This window comes from Kocuria sp. UBA5001 (assembly GCF_002398425.1).
GTDB lineage: Bacteria > Actinomycetota > Actinomycetes > Actinomycetales > Micrococcaceae > Kocuria > Kocuria salsicia.
This window is the reverse complement of record NZ_DGYR01000009.1, coordinates 497,121-518,769: the sequence shown is the minus strand read 5'-3', so window position 1 is coordinate 518,769 and position 21,649 is coordinate 497,121. Positions and strand designations below refer to the sequence as shown.

General features: G+C 70.7%; 17 protein-coding genes and 1 tRNA gene. 6 read left to right on the top strand and 12 right to left on the bottom strand.

Going from position 1 to position 21,649, the window contains the following annotated elements:
- Positions 1-481: Rv3235 family protein (locus tag B3G12_RS06335; RefSeq protein ID WP_290499672.1), on the top strand; the 481-nt coding region annotated here is incomplete at its 5' end.
- Positions 482-507: 26 nt separating this feature from the next.
- Here B3G12_RS06335 and secA read toward each other — a convergent pair.
- The 10 genes from secA to B3G12_RS06285 all read right to left on the bottom strand — a co-directional run bounded on the left by secA (position 508) and on the right by B3G12_RS06285 (position 13,754).
- On the bottom strand, positions 508-3,327 hold the full coding sequence (gene secA / locus B3G12_RS06330) for a preprotein translocase subunit SecA (RefSeq protein WP_290499671.1): 2,820 nt from the start codon (positions 3,325-3,327) through the stop codon (positions 508-510).
- 204 nt (positions 3,328-3,531) lie between these two features.
- Complete coding sequence (gene hpf, locus B3G12_RS06325; RefSeq protein WP_290499670.1) at positions 3,532-4,224, bottom strand: ribosome hibernation-promoting factor, HPF/YfiA family; 693 nt, start codon at positions 4,222-4,224, stop codon at positions 3,532-3,534.
- Positions 4,225-4,303: 79 nt separating this feature from the next.
- Positions 4,304-4,927, bottom strand: a complete 624-nt coding sequence (locus B3G12_RS06320) for a ComF family protein (RefSeq protein ID WP_260983323.1) — start codon at positions 4,925-4,927, stop codon at positions 4,304-4,306.
- A 339-nt stretch (positions 4,928-5,266) separates the two neighbouring features.
- Complete coding sequence (locus B3G12_RS06315) at positions 5,267-7,033, bottom strand: LpqB family beta-propeller domain-containing protein (protein ID WP_290499669.1); 1,767 nt, start codon at positions 7,031-7,033, stop codon at positions 5,267-5,269.
- Positions 7,030-8,991, bottom strand: coding sequence for an MtrAB system histidine kinase MtrB (gene mtrB / locus B3G12_RS06310; protein ID WP_290499668.1), 1,962 nt, complete (start codon positions 8,989-8,991; stop codon positions 7,030-7,032). Before mtrB ends, B3G12_RS06315 begins: the two co-directional genes overlap by 4 nt.
- The gene (gene mtrA / locus B3G12_RS06305; RefSeq protein ID WP_144942121.1) at positions 8,988-9,674 is read right to left on the bottom strand and encodes an MtrAB system response regulator MtrA; all 687 of its coding nucleotides are present in this window, start codon (positions 9,672-9,674) and stop codon (positions 8,988-8,990) included. The genes mtrB and mtrA overlap by 4 nt, the downstream gene beginning before the upstream one ends.
- Positions 9,675-9,761: 87 nt before the next feature.
- Entirely contained in the window at positions 9,762-10,784 is a 1,023-nt protein-coding gene (locus B3G12_RS06300) for a hypothetical protein (RefSeq protein WP_290499665.1), read from the bottom strand.
- Positions 10,781-11,173, bottom strand: a complete 393-nt coding sequence (locus B3G12_RS06295) for a chorismate mutase (protein WP_144942117.1) — start codon at positions 11,171-11,173, stop codon at positions 10,781-10,783. Before B3G12_RS06295 ends, B3G12_RS06300 begins: the two co-directional genes overlap by 4 nt.
- A 42-nt stretch (positions 11,174-11,215) precedes the next feature.
- Positions 11,216-12,370, bottom strand: coding sequence for a tRNA 2-thiouridine(34) synthase MnmA (gene mnmA / locus B3G12_RS06290; RefSeq protein WP_144942115.1), 1,155 nt, complete (start codon positions 12,368-12,370; stop codon positions 11,216-11,218).
- Between the two features lie 157 nt (positions 12,371-12,527).
- Positions 12,528-13,754, bottom strand: a complete 1,227-nt coding sequence (locus B3G12_RS06285; RefSeq protein WP_094394836.1) for a cysteine desulfurase family protein — start codon at positions 13,752-13,754, stop codon at positions 12,528-12,530.
- Between the two features lie 34 nt (positions 13,755-13,788).
- Between B3G12_RS06285 and B3G12_RS06280 the strand changes: the two genes are divergently transcribed.
- The gene (locus tag B3G12_RS06280; protein WP_055084835.1) at positions 13,789-14,253 is read left to right on the top strand and encodes a tRNA (cytidine(34)-2'-O)-methyltransferase; all 465 of its coding nucleotides are present in this window, start codon (positions 13,789-13,791) and stop codon (positions 14,251-14,253) included.
- Positions 14,254-14,415: 162 nt separating this feature from the next.
- Here B3G12_RS06280 and B3G12_RS06275 read toward each other — a convergent pair whose 3' ends face one another.
- The gene (locus tag B3G12_RS06275) at positions 14,416-15,939 is read right to left on the bottom strand and encodes a S1C family serine protease (protein ID WP_290499663.1); all 1,524 of its coding nucleotides are present in this window, start codon (positions 15,937-15,939) and stop codon (positions 14,416-14,418) included.
- Between the two features lie 266 nt (positions 15,940-16,205).
- Between B3G12_RS06275 and B3G12_RS06270 the strand changes: the two genes are divergently transcribed.
- From B3G12_RS06270 to B3G12_RS06255, 4 genes are all read left to right on the top strand, one after another.
- Positions 16,206-18,236 (top strand): TPM domain-containing protein, encoded by a 2,031-nt coding sequence (locus tag B3G12_RS06270; protein ID WP_290499661.1) that lies wholly within the window; start codon positions 16,206-16,208, stop codon positions 18,234-18,236.
- An 87-nt stretch (positions 18,237-18,323) separates the two neighbouring features.
- Positions 18,324-19,079, top strand: a complete 756-nt coding sequence (locus tag B3G12_RS06265) for a PspA/IM30 family protein (RefSeq protein ID WP_094394299.1) — start codon at positions 18,324-18,326, stop codon at positions 19,077-19,079.
- Between the two features lie 3 nt (positions 19,080-19,082).
- Positions 19,083-20,696: a helicase HerA-like domain-containing protein gene (locus B3G12_RS06260; protein WP_145009535.1), complete on the top strand. Its 1,614-nt coding sequence runs from the start codon at positions 19,083-19,085 to the stop codon at positions 20,694-20,696.
- Between the two features lie 388 nt (positions 20,697-21,084).
- Positions 21,085-21,336, top strand: coding sequence for an acyltransferase (locus B3G12_RS06255; protein ID WP_290499658.1), 252 nt, complete (start codon positions 21,085-21,087; stop codon positions 21,334-21,336).
- 217 nt (positions 21,337-21,553) lie between these two features.
- Here B3G12_RS06255 and B3G12_RS06250 read toward each other — a convergent pair.
- Positions 21,554-21,630: transfer RNA gene (locus B3G12_RS06250), tRNA-Met, on the bottom strand.
- Positions 21,631-21,649 lie beyond the last annotated feature (19 nt).

The window sequence follows — 21,649 nt, the reverse complement described above, 5'->3', positions numbered from 1 at the left end:
ACCACGAACCACGAACCACGAGGAGCACACCATGAGCGTCGCCGTTCCCGAATCCGCACCCCGCACTCCCGCGGGTGGCTACACCTGGCGGCAGGACCGTTCCGCCGCCGCGCTGACCGGCAAGAATGAGATGGAGCGCGTGGGAGCAATGGCGCGCAGTATCGGCCAGGCTGCCGTGGAGATCCTGGCGGGAACCCGTCCGGCCTCGCAGCTGTCCCGGTGGACGGAACCGGAGGTGGTCGAGCGCTTCACGCAGCGTGCGGCCATGCTGAAGCTCGTGCAGGAGCAGTGCCCCGAACGGCGTGCGGCATTCGACGTGCACCGCGCCTCCAGAATCCGTCGCGTGCGCGTGTGCAGTCCCGCCCCGGGGTGCTGGGAAGCCTCGCTCGTGGTCGAGGAGACCACCCGGGCACGCGCGGTGGCGCTGCGCATCGAGCGGATCAGCCGCCAGTGGCGGGTCACCCACCTCGAGGTCGGCTGAATGCTCCCGTGCTGGGAGCCATCGGCTCAGCGGCGCTTGCTGCGCCTGGTCCTGGCTGCGCCCTTGCCGGCCTTGGTGCGCCGCTGGGCCCGGTTCGTCCCGGAGTCTGCGTCCCCACCGGCCTCGCCGTCCGACGTCGCGGTAGCGGTAGCGGCGGAAGCCGCAGCCGAGGCGGTGGTCGACGAGGCCGACGACGCCGCCCGGGCCGCTCCGGCCTCGGAGCCGGGCGCCGGCTGCGCCTCGGCCTCGACCGCCGCGCGGGGCTCTCCGTCCTCGTCGGGAGCCGTGTACTGCAGGAACGCCGGGCGCTGCGGCGTGGTCAGCTCGACCGCCCCGCCAGTCTCACCGGTGCGCTGCCTGCGGACCTCGAGGTTGAAGAGCGTGACCACGGTCTGCTCACGGATGGCGGCCATCATGTCCTGGAACATGGCGTGGCCCTCGCGCTGGTACTCCACCAGGGGATCGCGCTGGGCCATGGCCCGCAGCCCGATGCCCTCCTTGAGATAGTCCATCTCGTACAGGTGCTCCGGCCAGCGCTGCCCGATGACCGACAGCAGCACCCGGCGCTCCAGGTTGCGCATGGCCTCGGAGCCCAGCTGCTCCTCACGCTCCTGGTAGCTGACCTTCGCATCCGAGAGGATCTGCTCCTGCAGGAAGTCCGAAGAGAGACGGGGAAGACCGCCGGCTTCCTCCACCACTTCCTGGTGCGTGATCGAGATCGGGTAGATGGCGCGCAGAGCGGTCCACAGCTCGTCCAGGTCCCAGTCCTCGGAGTGTCCCACGCGGGTGCGGTCGGTGATGGTGGAGGTGATGATCTCCTCGGTGAACTGCTCGATCTGCCCCTTGATGTCCTCGCCCATGAGGATCCGACGACGGTCGCGGTAGACCACCTCGCGCTGGCGGTTGAGCACGTCATCGTACTTCAGCACGTTCTTGCGCTGCTCGGCATTGCGCCCCTCCACCTGGATCTGGGCGTTGGCGATACCGGAGGTGATCAGGCGCCCGGTCACAGGGACGTCATCCGGGGCGATGGCCATCAGACGCTGGGCGGCACCCGGGTTGAACAGGCGCATGAGGTCGTCCGAGAGGGACAGGTAGAACCGGGACTCCCCGGGATCGCCCTGACGACCCGAGCGGCCGCGGAGCTGGTTGTCGATGCGGCGGGACTCGTGGCGCTCCGTGCCGAGCACGTACAGGCCGCCCGCCTTCAGGACGTCGTCGTGCTCGCTGCGGGTGGCGGCCTCGCACTGCTCGAGCACCGTGGGCCACTTCGCCTCGTACTTCTCGGCGTCTCGCTCCGGGTCCAGCCCCAGCTCGGCCATCTTCTCGACGGCGTTGAACTCGGCGTTGCCGCCCAGCATGATGTCCGTGCCGCGCCCGGCCATGTTCGTGGCGACCGTGACCGCGCCCTTGCGCCCGGCCTGGGCTACGATCGCGGCCTCACGGGCGTGGTTCTTGGCGTTGAGCACCTCGTGGCGCACCCCGCGCTTGGCGAGCAGCCGGGAAAGGTACTCGGACTTCTCCACAGAGGCCGTGCCCACGAGCACGGGCTGGCCCTTCTCGTGGCGCTCCTCGATGTCCCGCACCACGGCGGCGTACTTGGTGGCCTCGTTCTTGTAGACCACGTCCCGCTTGTCCTCGCGGGCGATGCCCCGGTGCGGCGGAATGGCGACGACGCCGATCTCGTACGTGTTCATGAACTCCGCCGCCTCGGTCTGGGCGGTGCCCGTCATGCCGGAGAGCTTGTCGTAGAGACGGAAGTAGTTCTGCAGGGTGATCGTGGCCATCGTCTGGTTCTCGGGCTTGATCTCCACACCCTCCTTGGCCTCGATGGCCTGGTGGACACCCTCGTTGTAGCGGCGACCGGCGAGCACACGACCGGTGTGCTCGTCCACGATCTTCACCTCGCCACCGGCCACGATGTAGTCCTTGTTGTTGCGGAACAGCTCCTTGGCCTTGATGGCGTTGTTCAGGAACCCGATCAGCGGCGTGTTCTGCGACTCGTAGAGGTTCTCGATCCCCAGCCAGTCCTCGACCTTCTCGATCCCGGGCTCGAGCACGCCCACGGTGCGTTTCTTCTCGTCCACCTCGTAGTCGGTCTCCGGGACGAGCTTCTTCACGACGGTCGCGAACTCGCGGTACCAGCGGTTCGCCTCCCCGGAGGCCGGCCCTGAGATGATCAGTGGGGTCCTGGCCTCGTCGATGAGGATGGAGTCCACCTCGTCCACGATCGCGAAGTTGTGTCCGCGCTGGACGAGCTCGTCCTTGCTCCAGGCCATGTTGTCGCGCAGGTAGTCGAAGCCGAACTCATTGTTCGTGCCGTAGGTGATGTCCGCGCTGTACTGCTCCCGGCGGGTGGCCGGGTCCTGTCCGCTGAGGATCACACCCGTCTCCAGCCCGAGGAAGCGGTAGACGCGGCCCATGAGGTTCGCCTGGTATTCGGCCAGGTAGTCGTTGACGGTCACTACGTGGACGCCCTTGCCAGTGAGCGCGTTGAGGTACGCGGGCAGGGTGGCCACGAGTGTCTTGCCCTCACCCGTCTTCATCTCGGCGATGTAGCCGAGGTGCAGCGCCGCACCGCCCATGATCTGGACATCGAAGTGGCGCTGGCCGAGCGTGCGGGAAGCCGCCTCTCGCACGGCCGCAAACGCCTCCGGAAGCAGCCGGTCGAGCGACTCGCCGCCCTCGATGCGCGCCCGGAACGAGTCCGTCTCGGCCCGCAGCTCGGCGTCGGAGAGCTCCCTGAAGCTGTCCTCGAGGCTGTTGACGGCGTCCGCATAAGTCCTCAGCCGCTTCAGGACACGTTTGTCCCCCGTGCGAAGGACTTTTTCCAGGAATGACGCCACGTGTGTTCGCTCCTCCGAGATCGGTGGTGGGCACCGGAGATGGGCTGGGGGTGCACCGCCGAACAGTGTACGTGAGTGAGGCTGGACGATTCCCGCGTGCTCGCGGGACGCACGCCGCCCGTGACCACGACCCGGGCCCCGCGACGTGGTCACGGGGCCCGGTGGTGGTGCGGGGTGCTCGGCGGTGATGCCCGGCGGGCGGATTCAGGGGGCAGTGGCGTCTGCCTGGTAGGCGACCTTCTCCTCGCCGGAGGCGCCGTCCGCGCTGAGGCTGATCACGCCGTACTCCCACCCCTTGCGGCGGTAGACGGCCGAGGGCTCCTGCGTGTCCTTGTCCACGAACAGGAAGAAGTCATGGCCCACGAGCTCCATCTGGTCCACGGCCTCGTCCACGGTGATCTCGTGTGCCGGGAAGCGCTTGCGGCGGATCTCCACGGGCGAGGGGGTGTCGCTCAGGACGAAATCGTCGTCGAACACCTCGTCCTCGGCGGCGGCCAGCTCCTGCTCGGAGCCGAACGTGGGCCCGGCATCGCTCGGCACCACGGGCAGGGAGCCCGTGGCCTCGTGGACGGCGACGGGGCGCTGGTGGCCTCCGCGGTGGATCTTGCGACGGTCACGCGCCCGGCGCAACTGCTCCATGAGCTTCGCGTAGGCCTCGTCGAATGCCGCAAACTTGTCGTCGTTGCGGGCCTCCGCGCGGACCACGGGACCGCGACCGACCACTGTGATCTCCACACGGATCCCCTGGCGCCCGGAACCAGGGTTGTCCTTGGTCACCTTGACCTCGATGGACTCCACCTTGTCGCCCAGCTGCTGGAACCGCTCGCTCTTGGACTCGACGTATTCCCGGAAACGGTCCGGCAGAGTGATGTTGCGACCCTTGATGTTCAGTTCCATGAGAACCTCCAGAGCTTGAGGACGGTGTGGGACCAGTGGCTCGCCCACGCGGGACACCTTTGATTCCCGTGATCCAACGCTAGATGAATCCGTGAGGAAATTCACTGACCGCCACCTCGGACGTCCATGCGTTCTCCTGGGGTGAACGCGGGACGCGGACCCCGGCGAGGGTCACAACAGCGGGCACGCACGCCCCGGCGGCCCGCAGCGCCCGCACGGCCTCGGCCGCCGTGGCACCCGTGGTGAGGACGTCGTCCACGACCACGCACACCGCGCCGCGCACTCCAGAGGCATGCATCGTTGCGCGCAGCGCTCGTTCCCGTTGGGCCCCGCCGCGCCCTTTCTGGCTCCCGGTGCCTCGTCCCCGCACCCGCCGGTGGGACACGGCGGCAGTGACACAGGTGCTCCGTGGCAGAGGGGCACCCCCGAGGATGCTCGCCACGGGATCAAGCCAGCGACGACGCCGCGCGCGGGCGCTCGTGGGCACCGGCACCCAGTACAGCGGCACCGTCCCCGGAGCCGCCGCCTCCCGGACGTCCCGCGCGGCCGCGGCCAGCACCGGGGCGAGCACGGCCGAGAGGACCGGGGCGAGGTCTGTGCGTCCACCGTTCTTGAACGCCAGGAGGCAGGAGGCGAGCTCGTGCTCGTACTCACCCGCCGTCCACACACGCACCCCTGCGGCGGCAAGCGGCGGAGGGGGCACCAGCGAACGGGGGCGCGCCGTGGCACGCCGGAGCACGATCCGGCACTCGCGGCACAGGGCCCTGCCCGGTTCTCCGCACACTGCACAGGTCACGGGCAGGACAAGTTCCAAGACCTGGGCCCACCAGCCGCCGAACCGGGCGGCACGGGCGTCCCACGCCGCCCCGGGGCGGTGAGCCGGCCGTGGGAGCGGGCGGCGCGGCGTCGTCATCATGGGACCACTCCACACCGTGCGGCGGGCGGGCCACAGCGCGCAAGAGCCGTGGGGAGCGCAGACCGCACGGGCCCCGGGTGCGCCTCGCGGAGGGGGCGAGGCATGTCGCACCGGATCAGCCCCGTCTCACCCCGCGAACGCGGTGTCCGTGACCGTCTCGCTCTGCAGGGCCCACGAGCTGCCGGTGAGCATGTACAGCTTGCCGTCCGAGGCGCCGTACACCGCGGCCGGGCCGTTGCCGCCGGCGATCGAAGTCACGCCTTTCAGGGAGGGCAGCTCGTCGTAGCGCCCGGCCACGGTGTAGCGCCGGGGCTGCGCGTTGCCGTCCTGGTCCAGCGCCGTGGTGACGAACTCGTCCGCGCTGATCCACTGGGCCGTGTCCACGTCAACGTCCGCCGCCACCGCGTTGCCCTTCACGAGCTCTGTGGGGCGTCCGGAGTCATCCCGGACCACGCCCGCGAGCCACACCGTGGCGCGGGAGGAGCTTCCCGTGGTGGTGACCACGAGCGCCCGGCTCCCCTCCCGCGAGATCCGCAGGGATGCCACGTGCTGGTTCTCCAGCCACTGCGCGCTCACGGTCATGCCCTCGCCCTCGTCGGACGCGCGGACCGCGTGCACCGTCCCGGAACGGTCGGAGCCCCACACGTAGTCCATGCGGTCGAAGCTGGGGCGGGTCAGCTGTGTGCCGGACCAGCGCCGCACCGGCTCTCTCCCCGGGGCCACGGTGTAGACGGCGGAGTCCGCGTTGTTGACGAATCCGAAGACGGTGGCCTCGGTGCCCATGGCCGGGCGGGCGACCGAGGCGCCCTCGGGCAGGGTCACGTTGGGGATCTCCTCGGACTGCCCGCCCTGGTAGAACGCGAGGTGGTTCTCGGACACGCCGATCTGCCTGTTGGGCACGGTGACCGAGCGGACGGCCTCGCTGCTCGTCCGCCCGGTGGTCTCCACGGGGGCATCGTTGATGGTGAGGTCCACGTCCTCGACGTTCGGCACCGACTGCAGGGTGGCCCGCAGCTGCTGGTCCATGCGGTGGGCCTCGTCCACATCCGCGGGGTCGAAGTTCGCGAGGCTCAGTGCCACCGTGGCGGCCCCCCCGGACACGGGCACAGACGAGCGGGAGAGGGACGCGGACTGCGGCAGCGCGCTCGTCACCGCGCCCCCCAGATATCCCGCCGGCCCGCTCAGCAGGGCGCGCACGGCGGCGGTCGAGGCCGTGGATCGCTTGACGAACCACCGGGGATCCGGCACCAGGTAGTTCGGGTCCTTCGCGGAGTAGAAGTAGAGCGTGATGGGGTCGAAGATCTGCTCGAAGTCGGCCCTCGGCACGATCACGCCGTCCGGGGCCTTGGAGATCCGCCACTGGCCGTCCACCGATGTCAGCATGAAGTCCAGCACCCGTGTGCTGCCCGAGGGCTGGGATGTGAGGACGCCGTTGGATCCCAGCTCCCCGCTGATCTCCAGACTCGTGCGGAACTCGCCCTCGTTGAGCCGGGGCACGGTGGTGGGCTCACCCGAGTGGATGAGCACGCGGGTGTCCGGCTTCCACGTGGTGGCCAGCTGCGGGGTGAGGTACTTGCGCGCCACGGAGTAGTCGTCCTGCGCTCCCACCCCGGCGGCCAGGAAGCCCTCGACGACCTCCTGCGCCGAGGCCCCCACCTGCGGGGCCTGGGGGTTGAACGCCATGGCGGTCTGCTCGGACTGCTCGGTGGGCTCGATGACCTTGTGCACCGGCCCGGAGCGCGGCATGGCCCCGCACGCGGACAGCATCAGACCGAGTGCCACGGCAGTCAGCGCACCGGTGTACCGGGCGCGCCGGTGCTTCGCGCGCGTCCTCCCGGTCCGGGTTCCGCCGGTCCGTCCCGTCACCTGCCGCGAGTGCTTCCGTACCGTCATGACTCCTCCGTCCCGCGGCCGTCCGCGGCCGGGCTCGAGCCCGTGCCCTGACCGCTTCCCGCGCCGGCGACGACGCCGCGCCCACCGTGACCGCCCCCTGTCACGTCCACGGTGGCGTCACCGTGTCCTTGACCGCGGCCGTCGCCGGAGCCGTCCCCGTGCTCCGGGGCTGCGGGGCCCGCCGAGGGGTCCTGTCCATCGCGTGCCCCCGGGATGTCGATGCGCAGCTCGCCCGTGGCCGGCTCGCTCACGAAGCGCGTGGGCGCCGTCAGCTGGAGGGAGCCGGTGTCCGTGACGCGCGCCGTGGACTCGGCGGAGTCCACGTCCGGCGGCATGGGCAGGGGGTTCGGCAGCTCCGGGTCCAGGGGCTGGACGCGCAGCAGCGGCAGGGTGAGGCGGAAGCATGCGCCGTTGTCCGGCTCGGCCCAGACCTCGAGCCGTCCGCCGTGCAGGAGGGTGTCCTCCGTAGCGATCGCCAGCCCCAGGCCGGTGCCGCCCACGGTGCGGGCGCGGGCGGGATCGCCGCGCCAGAACCTGTTGAACACCTTGCTGGCCTGCTCCTCGGTCATGCCGATGCCGTGGTCCCGCACCGCCACCGCCACGCAGTTCTCGTTCGCGCCCACGTAGATGTCCACGGGCTTGCTCTCCCCGTGCTCCAGCGCGTTGGTCACCAGGTTCCGCAGGATCCGGTCGATGCGCCGCTGGTCCATCTGCACCACGGCGCGGGTGAGGGTCGAGCGCACGGTGAGCTCCGAGCCGGAGGTGAGGACGATCGGCGCGGCCGCCTCCACAACGTCGTAGATCACGGCGAAGATGTCGGTCGAGGCCATGTCCAGCCGCGCCGCGCCGGCGTCGAAACGGGAGATCTCCAGCAGGTCCGAGAGCATCGAGTCGAAGCGCTCCACCTGGTTGTGCAGCAGCTCGCTCGAGCGCCGGTTCACGGGATCGAAGTCGTCGCGGGCGTTGTAGAGCACCTCGGCGGCCATCTTGACCGTGGTCAGGGGCGTGCGCAGCTCGTGGGAGACGTCCGAGACGAACGTCTGCTGCATGGACGAGAGCTGCTCGAGCTGCGTGATCTGGTTCTGGATGGAGTCCGCCATCCGGTTGAAGGACCGGCTCAGCCGTGCCACCTCATTGCTGCCGCGCACGTCCATGCGCACGTCCAGGTCGCCCTCGGACAGGCGCTGGGAGACGCGGGCCGTGTTGGAGACCGGACGCACCACCTCGCGGGTCACGTACCACACAATCGTTCCCACGAGCAGCAGCAGCGCCACCATGGACAGCAGCAGCACGGCGTGGATCGAGTCCAGGGTGGCCTGCGGGTCCGAGAAGTCGTAGACGAAGTAGAGGCCGTAGCGGGAGTTCTGGTTGAGCTGGACCACGTCCCCGATCACGATCACGGGCTGCTCCGGCCCGTTCTCGGCCATCCGCACGGACGCCGGCTGCCAGTATGTGCCGTCCCCGCTCGCCACGCGCTGCTGCAGCTGCTGGGGCACCGATGCCGAGGTCATCCACGAGCTCTCCGTCTGCACCCCCACGAAGGACTGCCCCGTCCCCTGGTCCAGGGGGATCAGCACCCAGCGGTGGTCCGTGGTGCTGGGGTCCTGGCTCAGCTTGCCGAGTGTGGAGTTGTTGAGCGCCTGCACCTCGGTGCGGTCCGAGGCGTCCGAGGCGTCAAAGCTGGCCTGCGCGGTGCCGATGTCCGTGCGCGCCTCCTCGAGCACCTGGTTGAGACGGTCCGTGAAAAGCCGGTCCGCGATCTGGTGGGACAGGAAGCTGCCCGTGGCGAAGAACGCCATGGAGGTGAGCGTGAGCGCCACCGCGATGGCCCGGAACTGCAGCGACTGCCGCCAGCGGCGTAACAGCACACGACGGCTCAGCCGGAGCCTGCGGAAGCGTTTGGGGCGACGGCGCGGGCCGGGCTTGCGCGCCGCAGCGTCCACCGAGGCGACCGTCATCTATGCGGGTGCCCGCCCGCCTTGTAGCCGATGCCCCGCACGGTCAGCACCACCTCGGGGTTCTCGGGGTCGCGCTCGACCTTGGAGCGCAGCCGCTGCACGTGCACGTTCACGAGCCGGTTGTCCGCCGCGTGGGGATAGCCCCACACGTCTCGCAGCAGCTCGTCGCGGCTGAAGACCTGGTGCGGGGAGCGCGAGAGAGTGGCGAGCAGGTCGAACTCCAGCGGGGTCAGGGCAATCTCCTCGCCGTCGCGGGTCACCGTGTGCCCGGTGACGTCGATGACGATGTCCCCCAGGGTGATCTCCTGCGAGGCACTGCGGTCGGTGGGGCGCAGCCGCGCCTTGACGCGGGCCACCAGCTCGGCGGGCTTGAACGGCTTGGGGACGTAGTCGTCCGCGCCGGCCTCCAGCCCGCGCACGACGTCCGCGGTGTCCGACTTGGCGGTGAGCATCACGATGGGGATGTCCGACTCGGCACGGATCTGCTGGCAGACCTGGATGCCGTCAATGCCCGGAAGCATCAGGTCCAGCAGGATCAGGTCCGGCTCGGAGGCGCGGAAGACCTCGCGCGCACTGGAACCCTCGTAGCAGTACACCGGCTCGAAGTCCTCCGAAGCCAGGATGATGCCGATCATTTCCGACAGCGCGGCGTCGTCGTCCACTACCAAGATTCTCGCCTTCATGGCCCGCTTTCGCACTCGAGTCCTCCATCGGGTGCGGCCACAACCGGGCGCCCCGCGTCCTGCTGAGATTCTACGGCCTGGTGGGGCTCAGGCCTCGCTGCACGCTTCCGTGAGCGCGTCCCCGAGCCCGGTCACGCGTCGCAGCGCGCCCGGCAGCTCGGGCGGGGTGAGCTCGCTGACGGCCGACGACGGCGCCAGCAGCGTCCCGAGCAGCGCGGCGGGGTTCATGCCCAGCTCGGTCCAGGGACGCAGCACCCGTTCCACGTGGGCGCGCACGGCGGGACGACCGGTCACGGGTGCGGTGTCGAAGCACAGCCCCACCCCCGCCTCGTGCAGGGCGGCGAGGGGCTCCCACGCCTCTGTGGGACCGGTGGGCAGCGCGGTCACCGCAGTGTCCGCCCCCGTGCGCAACGCCCAGGCCGGCTCCGCGGAACCGGCGGCGAGCAGCACACGCTCCGCACCGGCGTCGCGCGCTGCACCGACGGCCTCGGTGAGGGTCGCCCGCACCTCGTGGCGCGGCAGCGAGCGCAGGGTGCGGTAGCCGCTGGCGGTGGGAATAGTGCCGCGCAACACCCGGTCCAGCTCGGGTTCCTCGATCACCAGCACCGTGCCGCGGCCGTCCGTGTTGCGCCGCAGGGCTGCGAGCAGCTCGCCCAGCCCGGCGCGCCACGACTGCGTGAGGTCCCGCCGCGCGCCTGGATCGGACTGCAGCTTCTCGCCGTTGTGCACGTGGACCGTGGCGGCCAGCGAGACGGGGCCCAGCATGGAGAAGGACACGCGCCCGGTGTCCGAACCGGACTCGGCACCCAGGACGTCCGCGACCACGTTGAGGTCGCTCGCGAGCAGGGCCCGGGCCTGCCGGGAGTCAGCACCGGGCACCGAGGTGATCCGCCACCCGTGGGGCTGCCGGTCCGCGTGCAGAGAGTCGAGAACGGCACTCGTGCGGGCCGCGAGCTCTGCCTGGGGCCCCCGGTCCGGCAGCACGGGAACACTCGCGAGGTGGGGAGCCCCCAGTTCACCGCGCAGCACGGTGAACGTCTCGAAGAGGCCCGTCCCCCGCAGCGCCCGGGTGAGGGTGGCTGTGACGGCGTCCCCCGTGGGGGCGCTCATGCGTCGTGGCCGCGGTGGCGGTCCTCGGAGATGGCCTCGTGGTGACGGATGACCTCGCTGATGATGAAGGTGAGAAACTTCTCCGCGAACTCGGGGTCCAGGTGGGCCGCCTCCGCGAGACTGCGCAGCCGCTGGATCTGCGCCTTCTCACGCTCCGGGTCCGACGGCGGGAGGTCGTTCTCGGCCTTGAGCTTGCCCACCCGCTGGGTCGCCTTGAAGCGCTCCGCGAGCAGGTGGATCAGAGCGGCGTCGATGTTGTCGATCGTGCCGCGGATCGAGTCGAGCCGCTCGAGCGCGGTCTCGGACGTGCGGTGCGGGACGGAGGATGCTGCCGAATCCACAGGGGCGTGGTCCTCGGGGCGGCCGGTCGGGTGCGTGGCTGAGGTCATGCGTCCACTGTAATCACCGCGGCGCGGCGCCCCGAAACGCTCTCAGGAGGCCGCGACGACAGGGCGGTCCGCGTGCGCGGAGTCGATCGTGGCCTGCCCCAGCACGCGCGTCCCCTGGTAGAGGACCATGGTCTGGCCGGGTGCGACGCCGCGCTGGGACTCGGCGAGGCGCACGTGCAGGCGGGGCTCACCGGCCTCGCGGCTCAGCGAGGCGGTGGCCGGTGCGGGATCGCCGTGGGCGCGCACCTGCACGGTCACCGGGAACTCCTCGGAACGGGCGTCCGTCGCGTCCCCCAGGGCCGCGACCTCGCGCGGGGCCAGACCCGCCCACGAGGGCCGGATCCCCTCCATGACGTCGATCGCGAGCAACTGCTCGGGGCCCACGACCACCTCGTTGGTCTTGGGCCGGATCTCCAGCACGAACCGGGGCTTGCCGTCCGGGGCGGGGCGGCCGATGTGCAGGCCACGGCGCTGTCCCACGGTGTAGGCCTGGGCCCCGCGGTGCTCGCCCAGATCGTTGCCCTCGGTGTCGACGATCCGCCCGGAGTCCAGGTCCATGTGGTCCTCGAGCCACCCGCGCGTGTTGCCGTCCGGGATGAAGCAGATGTCGTGGGAGTCCGGCTTCTTGGCCACGGACAGCCCCCGCTGCTCCGCCTCCGCGCGCACCTGAGCCTTGGACGGCGTCTCGGCGAGCGGGAAGATGGCGTGCTCCAGCTGCTCGGCTGTCAGCACGCCCAGCACGTAGGACTGGTCCTTCGCCCAGTCGGCGGCGCGGTGCAGCTCCTTGTGCCCGTCCGCGTCCTCCACCACCTTGGCGTAGTGGCCGGTGCACACGGCGTCGAAGCCCAGGGCGAGCGCCTTCTCCAGCAGGGCAGCGAACTTGATCTTCTCGTTGCAGCGCATGCACGGGTTCGGCGTGCGCCCCGCGGCGTACTCGGCCACGAAGTCGTCCACCACGTCCGCCTGGAAGCGCTCGGAAAAGTCCCACACGTAGTACGGGATGCCCAGTTTCTCCGCGGCGCGCCACGCGTCCCGGGAGTCCTCAATCGTGCAGCACCCGCGCGCTCCGGTGCGCAGCGTGCCGGGGGTGCGGGACAGTGCCAGGTGGACGCCGGTGACGTCGTGCCCGGCGTCCACGGCGCGTGCCGCGGCCACTGCCGAGTCCACGCCGCCGCTCATGGCTGCCAGAACGCGCACGGGGTGCCTCCAGGGAAGGTCGTCGAGTGGGACGCCTTAACAACGGTGCCTCTCCGGCCGCTATTCCCGACGACGCCGCACGCCGGGGCGGGTGCCCGGCGCCGGGACGTCCGAGCGGCACGGGCCGCGGCGTCGTCGTGCTCAGGCGGCGCCTTGCTCAGAACGCTCCGGGCACGTGTCCCGAGAGACCCGCGGTGCGGGCGCGCTCGTAGACCTCGCCCACCGCGTCCAGGACGCGCTCGACGTCCTGCTGCGTGCTCGTGTGCCCAAGCGAGAAGCGCTGCGCGCCGCGGGCAGTCTCCTCCGGCACGCCCATGGCCAGCAGCACGTGGGAGGCGCGCGGCACGCCCGCGTTGCACGCCGAGCCGGTGGACAGCGCCACCCCGGCCGCGTCGAAGAGGAAGAGCATGGAGTCCCCCTCGCAACCGGGGAACGTGAAGTGCGCGTTGCCCGGCAGCCGGGTGGGATGCTCCCACTCCGCCTCCGGGGCACCCGGCTCGGGCCCGCGCAGAACGGCGTCCGGGACCCGCTCCCGGATCCCGGCCACGAGGGCGTCGCGAAGGCGTGCGCGGCGCAGGAACTCCCCGCGCAGATCGGACCGGGCCGCCTCGACCGCCGCGCCGAACGCCGCGGCACCCGCCGCGTTCACGGTGCCGGAGCGGACACTGCGCTCCTGACCTCCCCCGAAGCTGGTTGCGGCGAGCTTCACCGTGCGTGGGGCGTAGAGCGCACCCACACCCATCGGGCCGCCGAGCTTGTGGGCCGAGACTGCGAGGGTGCTGATGCCGCGCAGATGGGCGTCCACGGGCACGGCGCAGAACGCCTGGACCGCGTCCACGTGGCAGGCCACCCCGGCGTCGTCGCACAGGGCCGCGAGTTCCGCCACGGGCTGGACGGCGCCGACCTCGTTGTTCGCCCACATCACCGTGGCCAGCGCGACCTCGTCACCGCGCCGCGCGAGCAGGTCCGCGAGCGCGGCGGGGTCCACGCGGCCGTCCTCGGCCACCTCGAGCCACGCGAGCTCCGCGCCCTCGTGGGCAACGAGCCACTCGGCTGTCTCGGACACGGCGTGGTGCTCCACGGTGGACAGCGCGATCACCGTGCGACGAGGGTCGGCCTCCCGTGCCGCACGGTAGAGGCCGAGCACCGCCATGTTGTCCGCCTCGGTGCCGCCGGAGGTCAGGATGACCTCGACCGGTTCCGCGTTGAGGGCTGCCGCGATCTGGTCCCGCCCCGTCTCCAGCGTCATGCGCGCGGCGCGACCGCCGGAGTGCAGGGAGGCCGGGTTGCCGCCCCTGCGGGCCTGCTCGACGAACGCCTCAACGGCCTCCGGGAGCATGTCCGTGGTGGCGGCGTGATCCATGTAGACGCGGGGTGTGGGCATGGTCCCCATTCTAGGCGCGCCTACAATCGCCCCCATGCTGCACTTCGTCTTCCACACCCCCGAGATCCCCGGCAACACGGGCAACGCGATCCGCCTGGCCGCGTGCACCGGCGCACGGCTGCACCTGGTGGAGCCCCTGGGCTTCAACTTTGACGATGCCAACCTGCGCCGCGCGGGCCTGGACTACCACGACCTCGCAGTCATGGACGTGCACCCCAGCGTTGACGCGCTCTGGGACTCGCTCGGGGATGCCCGCGTGATCGCGTTCACGTCCCACTCGAGCACCCGCCACACGCAGCTGGACTACCGGGACGGGGACGTCCTGCTCTTCGGCCGCGAGTCCACGGGGCTTCCGGGGGACGTCCTGGAGGACCCGCACGTGGGCGAACGCGTGCGCATCCCCATGCTGCCCGGCCGCCGCTCCCTCAACCTCGCCAACTCGGCGTCCATCGCGCTCTACGAGGCCTGGCGCCAGCTGGGCTTCCCGGACGGCGTCTGAGCCGGGGACGACGGCGGCGCGGGGCCGGTACCGCAGCCACCACGCCGGGGAACACGGCGACGGCGGCCCAGCGCAGCGCACAACGACGGCGCCCTGCGCACCCGGGTGCGCAGGGCGCCGTCGTCGAGGGGCGCTCCGTCCGGGGCTGTCCCCGTGCAGTGGCTAGTTGCTCGTGTGGTCCGCCGCGTTGCCGACGGTGACCGTGACGGTCTTCTCGTCGTTGCCGCGGCGGAAGGTGAGCTCCGCCTGGGAACCGGCCGCGAGCTCACGGACGCCCGCGGTCAGCGCATCGGCGTCCGTGATGGACTTGCCGTTGAACTTCGTGACCACGTCGTTGGCCTTCAGCCCGGCGTCCGCGGCCGGGGAGCCGCTCTCCACGCTGCGCACCAGGGCGCCCGAGGAGAACTGCCCCGAGTTGCTCCCGGACGGCGTGTAGGAGGAGACGGACGCGCCCAGGTAGCCATGCGTGGCCTTGCCGTCCTTGATGATCTCGTCCGCGACCCGCTTGGCTGTGTTGGACGGGATCGAGAATCCCACCCCGATGTTCCCCGAGTTGGAGGAGTCGTTCGAGGAGGACCCCGCCGCCGAGGCGATCGCCACGTTGATGCCGATCACCTGACCGCTCGAGTTCACGAGCGCGCCACCCGAGTTGCCGGGGTTGATCGCCGCGTCCGTCTGCAGGACGTTGAGGTAGACGCTCGACTTCGCGGACTGCGAGCCCGACTGCCCGTTGTCCGGGAAGTTGAAGAAGAAGTCCTGCCCGCCGCCGCCCTGCTGGGAGTCCTCCGGGGTCTCCTGCGCCGCCGAGGAGGCGACGGCGATCGTCCGGTTGAGCGTGGACACGATGCCGTCCGTGACGGTTCCGCTCAGTCCGAGAGGAGCACCGATCGCGATCGCCACGTCGCCCACGTTGAGCTTGCTCGAGTCCGCGAACTCTGCGGGGGTCAGCCCGGAGGGGTCCACCTTGATGACGGCGAGATCGGACTCGGGGTCCGTGCCCACGACGGTGGCCTTGCGCACCGAGCCGTCCGCGGTCTGCACCTCCAGGTTCGCGTTGGAGGTGGCGCCGTCGAGTGTGACCACGTGGGTGTTGGTGAGGATGTGGCCCTGGTCGTCGAGCACCACGCCGGAGCCGGTGCCGGCCTCACTGCCCGACGTCGCGGAGATGGTGACCACGGAGGGGGACGCCTTCTGTGTGGCACCCGTGATCTCGTTGACCGAGTCCGTGTTGTTGACGATCACCGGGGAGCTGTTCGCGCTCGTCGACGAGCTGCTCCCACCGGCCACCGCACCGGTGCCGACCGCGGTCCCCGCACCGAGCAGACCGGCGAGCGCCATGCCTGCCACCATCGCGCCGGCGGAGAACTTGCGGCGGGTCTTCGTGCCGCCCTCACCCGGGTGGGCCGCGGAGCCGCCCTGGAACGACGCACCGTCGTAACCCCCGCCGTACCCGCCAGCCTGGCCGTCCGCGCTGCCCGAGCCGTAGCCGTTGTGGCCGTTCTGGGATGCGGGGGGAATGGGCTGAGTGTCGTTCGGGTTCCAGGGCGAACCGTGCCGCGGATCGGCCCCGGTGTCCCCCGCGGCGCCGGTCGACCCGGAGTCGCTCGCTCTGTAGGCCTGCTCTCCGTAGCGGGGGACGGGACGCTGCGGATCGCCGCCGTCGCGGGGATCGTGGGAATCGGCCATCTTCTCTCCTCAGAACCTCAGGTACCGACTCCTGGGCCGGTCTCTTTCCGTTGCCACAGTATGCGCGCCCGTGCTGTGTCGGTGCTGTGAGAACTGACGGGTTCTCGTGAATCAGCTCAACCTTTCCGGGGTGCGCGCTGACATCACGGATCCAGCACCTGTGCTCAGCGTATTCTGTGACTTGAGCGGCGCCGCTCCCGCGCAGAACGCACCGACGATCACGGGAGGCGCCGAACCACCGGGCTGACGTCGAAAGAACGAGGGTCATGAGTTCACGCACCTACTGGCGGCGCACACTGTCGGCGGCCGCACTCGCAGGTTCCTCCCTGATGCTCCTCTCCCCCGCAGCACTGGCCGAGACCCCGCCCACGGTGGATCCGGGCGTCCGCGTCGTGGATTCAGCGGACGCGCTCGGTGACACCTCCGCGCTGCAGGACTCGATCGCGTCCCTGTCCCAGGAACACCAGATCACGCTCTACGTGGTCTACGTAGAGCGCTTCACGGATCCCACCGACCCGGAGCAGTGGGCGAAGCAGTTCGCCTCCGACAACGGTCTCGGCAGCAACGACGCCGTGCTGGCGGTGGCCACACAGGCTCGCCAGGCACGATTCCTGGCCAGCTCCGCCGGGCCACTCTCCACCAGCGACCGACAGAAGATCTACACCGATGACATTGCCCCCGCACTGAACAAGGGTGACTGGAACGGCGCGGCCGAGGGCGCGGTGAAGGGCATCGACTCTGCCCTCAGCGGCGGTCTGGGCGGCGGTGGCGGTGCGGTTCTGGGCACCGTGGCGGTCGGGGGGCTCGCCGCCGCGGGCGTGGGTGCCGTGGTCGTGGCGCGCAAGCGACGTCGTCGTGGCGCAGACGTACCGGGGGGCCAGCAGCAGCGCGGTGGCGCGCCGCAGCGTCCGCTGGTGCCCCTGCCGGAGCTCCACAGGCAGGCCGGCTCGGCACTCGTGGAGGCGGACAACGCCATCCAGCACTCCGAGCAGGAGCTCGCGTTCGCGCAGCTGCAGTACGGCGAGGAGCAGACACGGCCGTTCCAGGAGGCGATCGCCCGCGCCAAGGAGCACATGCGGGAGTCCTTCGAGCTGCAGCAGAAGCTCGAGGACGACATCCCGGACACCGAGGCGGACCAGCGCGCGTGGCTCGGTGAGATCATCGACCGCACGCGGCAGGCCAGGGCGCCGCTCGCGGAGCAGGAGAAGAACTTCACCCAGCTGCGGCAGCTGGAGACCCGCGCCCCCGAGGCGTTGGAGGGGGTCCGCCGCGCCGTGGCGGACGCGCGGCCACGCCTTGCGGACGCCGAGGCTACGCTCGTCTCGCTGCACGGGACCTACGACGACGCCGCCCTGGCCCCCGTGGCGGACAACGGCACCCAGGCGCGGGACCGCCTCGAGTTCGCGGAGTCCTCGATCCAGCAGGCGCAGCAGCACCTGGACTCCGGTGAGGTCTCCGAAGGGGTGCTCGCGATCCGGGCCGCCGAGGAGGCCACGGGTCAGGCCGAGGGGCTCATCACCTCGGTGGACAACGCGCGCCGCGAGCTGGCAAAGGCCGAGGAGTCCCTCAAGGATGCCGTGAGCATCGCGCAGCGGGACGTCGCCGAGGCCGAGGGGATCGTGCAGCACGGCTCTCGCCCCGAGCTCGCGGGTGCCGCCGCGGGGGTGCGCTCTGTGCTGCAGACGGTCACGGAGCAGATGTCCTCGGGCCACTACGACCCCGTGGGCTCGGCCCGCCGCCTGGCCCAGGCGAAGGCGGAGCTGGACAAGGGGCTTCAGGACGTCCGCAACGCCCAGGACCGCGCCCGCTCTGCCCGCGAGACCCTCTCCCACACGCTGGTGAGCGCGCAGGCGAGCCTCACCACGGCGTCGGACTACGTGTGGGCGCGCCGGGGCGGCGTGGGCGCTCAAGCGCGCACCCAGCTCGCAGAGGCAGAGCGCCACCTGCAGATCGCCCAGCAGCTGCAGGAGTCCGATCCAGAGCGTGCACTGAACGAGGCCAACCAGTCCATCCGGCTCGCCGAGGAGGCACAGCGCTCCGCGACCGCGGACGTCGACCAGTTCTACAGCTCTCCCACCGGCTACGGCGGCATGGGCTACGGCGGGCGCCGCAGCAACGGTCTTGGCGGTGCGGTGCTCGGCGGCATCCTGCTGGGCGGCATCCTCAACGGGGGCGGCGGCTACGGCGGCGGCCACCACGACGGCGGTTTCGGCGACGGCGGCGGCTTCGGGGGCGGTTTCGGCGGTGGTTTCGGCGACGGCGGCGGCTTCGACGGCGGGGTGGGCGGCAGCTTTTGAGCCGCCCCGGGTCCCCACGGGCTGCCACGCACCGCCCTGACCCGCAAGATCTCAGCTCCATCCGACACACGAGAAGAGGAGAACGACATGAGCAAGCAGTCGATTTTCGGGCGCATCGCCCAGCTGGCCAAGGCCAACATCAACGCCATGATCGACTCTGCGGAGGACCCGCAGAAGATGCTGGACCAGATGGTCCGCGACTACACGGAGAACATCCGCGAGGCAGAGTCCGCCGTGGCCCAGACCATCGGCAACCTTCGCCTGCTGGAGAAGGACCACGCGGAGGACGTCCAGGAGGCCGCGCAGTGGGGCAACAAGGCCCTCGCCGCGTCCAACAAGGCGGACGAGTTCCGCAGGGCCGGCAAGGAGCTGGAGGCCGGCAAGTTCGACGACCTCGCCAAGGTGGCACTGCAGCGCCAGATCCAGTCCGAGAACGAGGCGCGCGCCGCAGAGCCGCAGATCTCCTCCCAGACGGAGGTCGTGGACAAGCTCAAGGACGGGCTCAACAGCATGCGCGGCAAGCTCCAGGAGCTCTCCACCAAGCGCGACGAGCTGGCCGCCCGCCAGAAGACCGTGCAGGCTCAGTCCCAGGTCCAGGACGCCCTGAAGTCCTTCGACGTCATGGATCCCACCAGTGAGGTCTCCCGCTTCGAGGAGAAGGTCCGCCGCGAGGAGGCAAGGGTGGCCGGACAGCAGGAGCTCGCGGACTCCTCCCTGGACCGTCAGTTCGAGGCGCTGGAGAACATGGGCCAGCAGACGGAGATCGAGGCCCGGCTCGCCGCGCTGAAGGCCGGCTCCGGCGCCAAGGACGGGGAGAACATCGTCTCCTCCGAGGAAGTCTGAGTCGTGGCGACGACGACGGGCAGCGCCCGCGAGCAGCTCGAGGCCATCCGCACCGGCTACGCGAGCGAGGCCCCGTGCCTCGAGCTCGGTGCCGCCCTGGACGAAGACGGTCCCCACACCGACGCACCGGTCCGCGTGCCCCTGTCCACTCTGAACCGCCACGGTCTGGTGGCCGGTGCCACCGGAACGGGCAAGACCAAGACCCTGCAGGCCCTCGCGGAGCAGCTCAGCGCCCAGGGTGTGCCGGTGTTCCTCACGGACGTCAAGGGCGATCTCAGCGGCATCTCGCAGCCCGGCGAGGAGAACCCGAAGGTCGCGCAGCGCGCGGAGTCGGTGGGCCAGCAGTGGACGCCTACCGCAAGCCCCACGGAGTTCTACAGCCTGGGCGGCCAGGGCAAGGGGGTGCCGATCCGCGCCACCGTGACCTCGTTCGGTCCCACGCTGATGTCCAAGGTGCTCGGCCTGAACACCACGCAGGAGTCCTCCCTGGGACTCGTGTTCCACTGGGCGGACTCCAAGGGCTATGCGCTGCTGGACCTCAAGGACCTGCGCGAGGTGATCGTGCACCTGACCTCACCCGAGGGCAAGGAGGAGCTCGCGGAAATCGGCGGCCTGTCCAAGCAGACGGCCGGAGTGATCCTGCGCGAGCTGACCACGTTCGCCAACGAGGGCGCGGACGTGTTCTTCGGGGAGCCCGAGTTCGACACGGCGGACCTGCTGCGCACGGCCGAGGACGGCCGCGGCGTCGTCTCCTGCCTCGAGCTCTCCGAGGTGCAGCAGCACCCCCGCGTGTTCTCAACGTTCCTGATGTGGCTGCTCGCAGACCTGTTCCAGGACCTGCCCGAGGTCGGGGACGCGGACAAGCCCCGCCTGGTGTTCTTCTTCGACGAGGCCCACCTGCTCTTCGAGGACGCCTCCAAGGAGTTCCTGAACTCGATCGAGCAGACCGTGCGCCTGATCCGCTCCAAGGGCGTGGGGATCTTTTTCGTGACGCAGTCCCCCAAGGACATCCCCTCGGACGTCCTGGCGCAGCTGGGCAACCGTGTGCAGCACGCCCTGCGCGCGTTCACCCCTGACGATGCCAAGGCGTTGAAGTCCGCGGTGCGCACCTACCCGAAGAGCGCCTACGACCTGGAGCAGCTGCTCACGCAGCTCGCCACCGGCGAGGCCGTGGTCACGGTGCTGTCCGAGACCGGCGCGCCCACTCCCGTGGCGTGGACCCGGATGCGCGCCCCGCAGTCGCTGATGCAGCCGGCCCCGGCCGACACCGTGGACACCGCGGTCGCCGCCTCCCCGCTGCTGTCCAGGTACGGAGAGGCGGTGGACCGCGAGTCCGCCTACGAGCTGCTGCGCGGGCGGCGGGAGAAGGCCCAGGCGGACTCCGACGGCACGGACGCGGCACCCGAGGCGCCCCGTGAGGAGCGCCCGGAGGAACGACGTCCTGACGAGGACCGTGACGACGCTCCCCGCGGTCGTCGCGAAGAGCAGGAGGACGGCGGCTTCCTGGGCTCCGTCATGGAGAATCCCGCGGTGCGCTCGATGATGCGCTCAGCCGGGTCCGTGCTGGGCCGGGAGATCACGCGGTCCATTTTCGGCACATCGCGGCGTCGCCGCTGAGCCGCTGCCGCGGTTGACGAGCGCTGCAACGCACGACGCGCCACCGGTGCCCCTCCACGGGCCCGTCGGCGTCGTGCTGTGCGGGCCACGAGCCATCGCGAAAGCGGAGTGACCTGCGCCCCCGGGACCGGACCCCGGCCCTGTCCGCCAGCCGCGGCAACCGGGCTCCGCGGCGGCCCCGGGCAGGGACCCGCGGGTCCACTCGTCTGCGCTGGCATGGGACTGCCCGAGAAACTCGTGCCACTACGTCGGCACCGGTGGGCGCGGCTCGCGCTGCTGCCCGCGAACACTTCCATCCCCCGGGGGGGCAGGGGTGGGAATGGCCTGCGGCTCGTGCACTACGGCATGGGCACCGTGGTCGACGCCGAGGTCACCCTGGGCGATCCGGTTGCGGATCGACCAGAACGTGATCATCGGTCGGCAGGACGCGCATCTGCCCCGCGAGCAGTCCCCGTTCGGGCGGCTGCACTTCGGGGACGACGCCGTGCTCTTCCCCGGCTGCGTGGTGCTGGGCGGGGCCAACCGGATCGGTGCGGGGAGCACCGTGGGGGACAACTCCGTGCTCACGGGCGACACCGGTGAGAACGAGATCTGGGCCGGAAGTCCGGCCCGCAAGGTGGGTGTGCGCTCCGACGGGTGAGCTGAGCGGCCCCACCGGGCCGTGTGGCTGCCTGCTGCAACCCACGCCGCCGGCGCCCGTCGAACGGGACCGGTGGCGGCGTGCTCGCACCCGCAGGCGGCATCCCCGGTGACACGCCCTACTCATACGCGCATTCGAATCTATACCCCGCGCCGCCGACCGTTCACGGGTCCGGACATGCCAGAAGGCCGGCTCCTTCGGGAACCGGCCTTCTTCGTGGTTGCGGGGGCAAGATTTGAACTTGCGACCTCTGGGTTATGAGCCCAGCGAGCTACCGAACTGCTCCACCCCGCGGCGACATCCACAACTATAC

What these genes read in the sequence shown, in the direction of transcription:
- B3G12_RS06270 (WP_290499661.1), top strand. Translation starts at nt 16,206, where the DNA reads ATGAGTTCACGCACCTACTGGCGGCGCACACTGTCGGCGGCCGCACTC.
- B3G12_RS06315 (WP_290499669.1), bottom strand. Translation starts at nt 7,033, where the DNA reads ATGACGGTACGGAAGCACTCGCGGCAGGTGACGGGACGGACCGGCGGA.
- hpf (WP_290499670.1), bottom strand. Translation starts at nt 4,224, where the DNA reads ATGGAACTGAACATCAAGGGTCGCAACATCACTCTGCCGGACCGTTTC.
- B3G12_RS06285 (WP_094394836.1), bottom strand. Translation starts at nt 13,754, where the DNA reads ATGCCCACACCCCGCGTCTACATGGATCACGCCGCCACCACGGACATG.
- mtrA (WP_144942121.1), bottom strand. Translation starts at nt 9,674, where the DNA reads ATGAAGGCGAGAATCTTGGTAGTGGACGACGACGCCGCGCTGTCGGAA.
- B3G12_RS06265 (WP_094394299.1), top strand. Translation starts at nt 18,324, where the DNA reads ATGAGCAAGCAGTCGATTTTCGGGCGCATCGCCCAGCTGGCCAAGGCC.
- mtrB (WP_290499668.1), bottom strand. Translation starts at nt 8,991, where the DNA reads ATGACGGTCGCCTCGGTGGACGCTGCGGCGCGCAAGCCCGGCCCGCGC.
- B3G12_RS06300 (WP_290499665.1), bottom strand. Translation starts at nt 10,784, where the DNA reads ATGAGCGCCCCCACGGGGGACGCCGTCACAGCCACCCTCACCCGGGCG.
- B3G12_RS06295 (WP_144942117.1), bottom strand. Translation starts at nt 11,173, where the DNA reads ATGACCTCAGCCACGCACCCGACCGGCCGCCCCGAGGACCACGCCCCT.
- B3G12_RS06280 (WP_055084835.1), top strand. Translation starts at nt 13,789, where the DNA reads ATGCTGCACTTCGTCTTCCACACCCCCGAGATCCCCGGCAACACGGGC.
- B3G12_RS06275 (WP_290499663.1), bottom strand. Translation starts at nt 15,939, where the DNA reads ATGGCCGATTCCCACGATCCCCGCGACGGCGGCGATCCGCAGCGTCCC.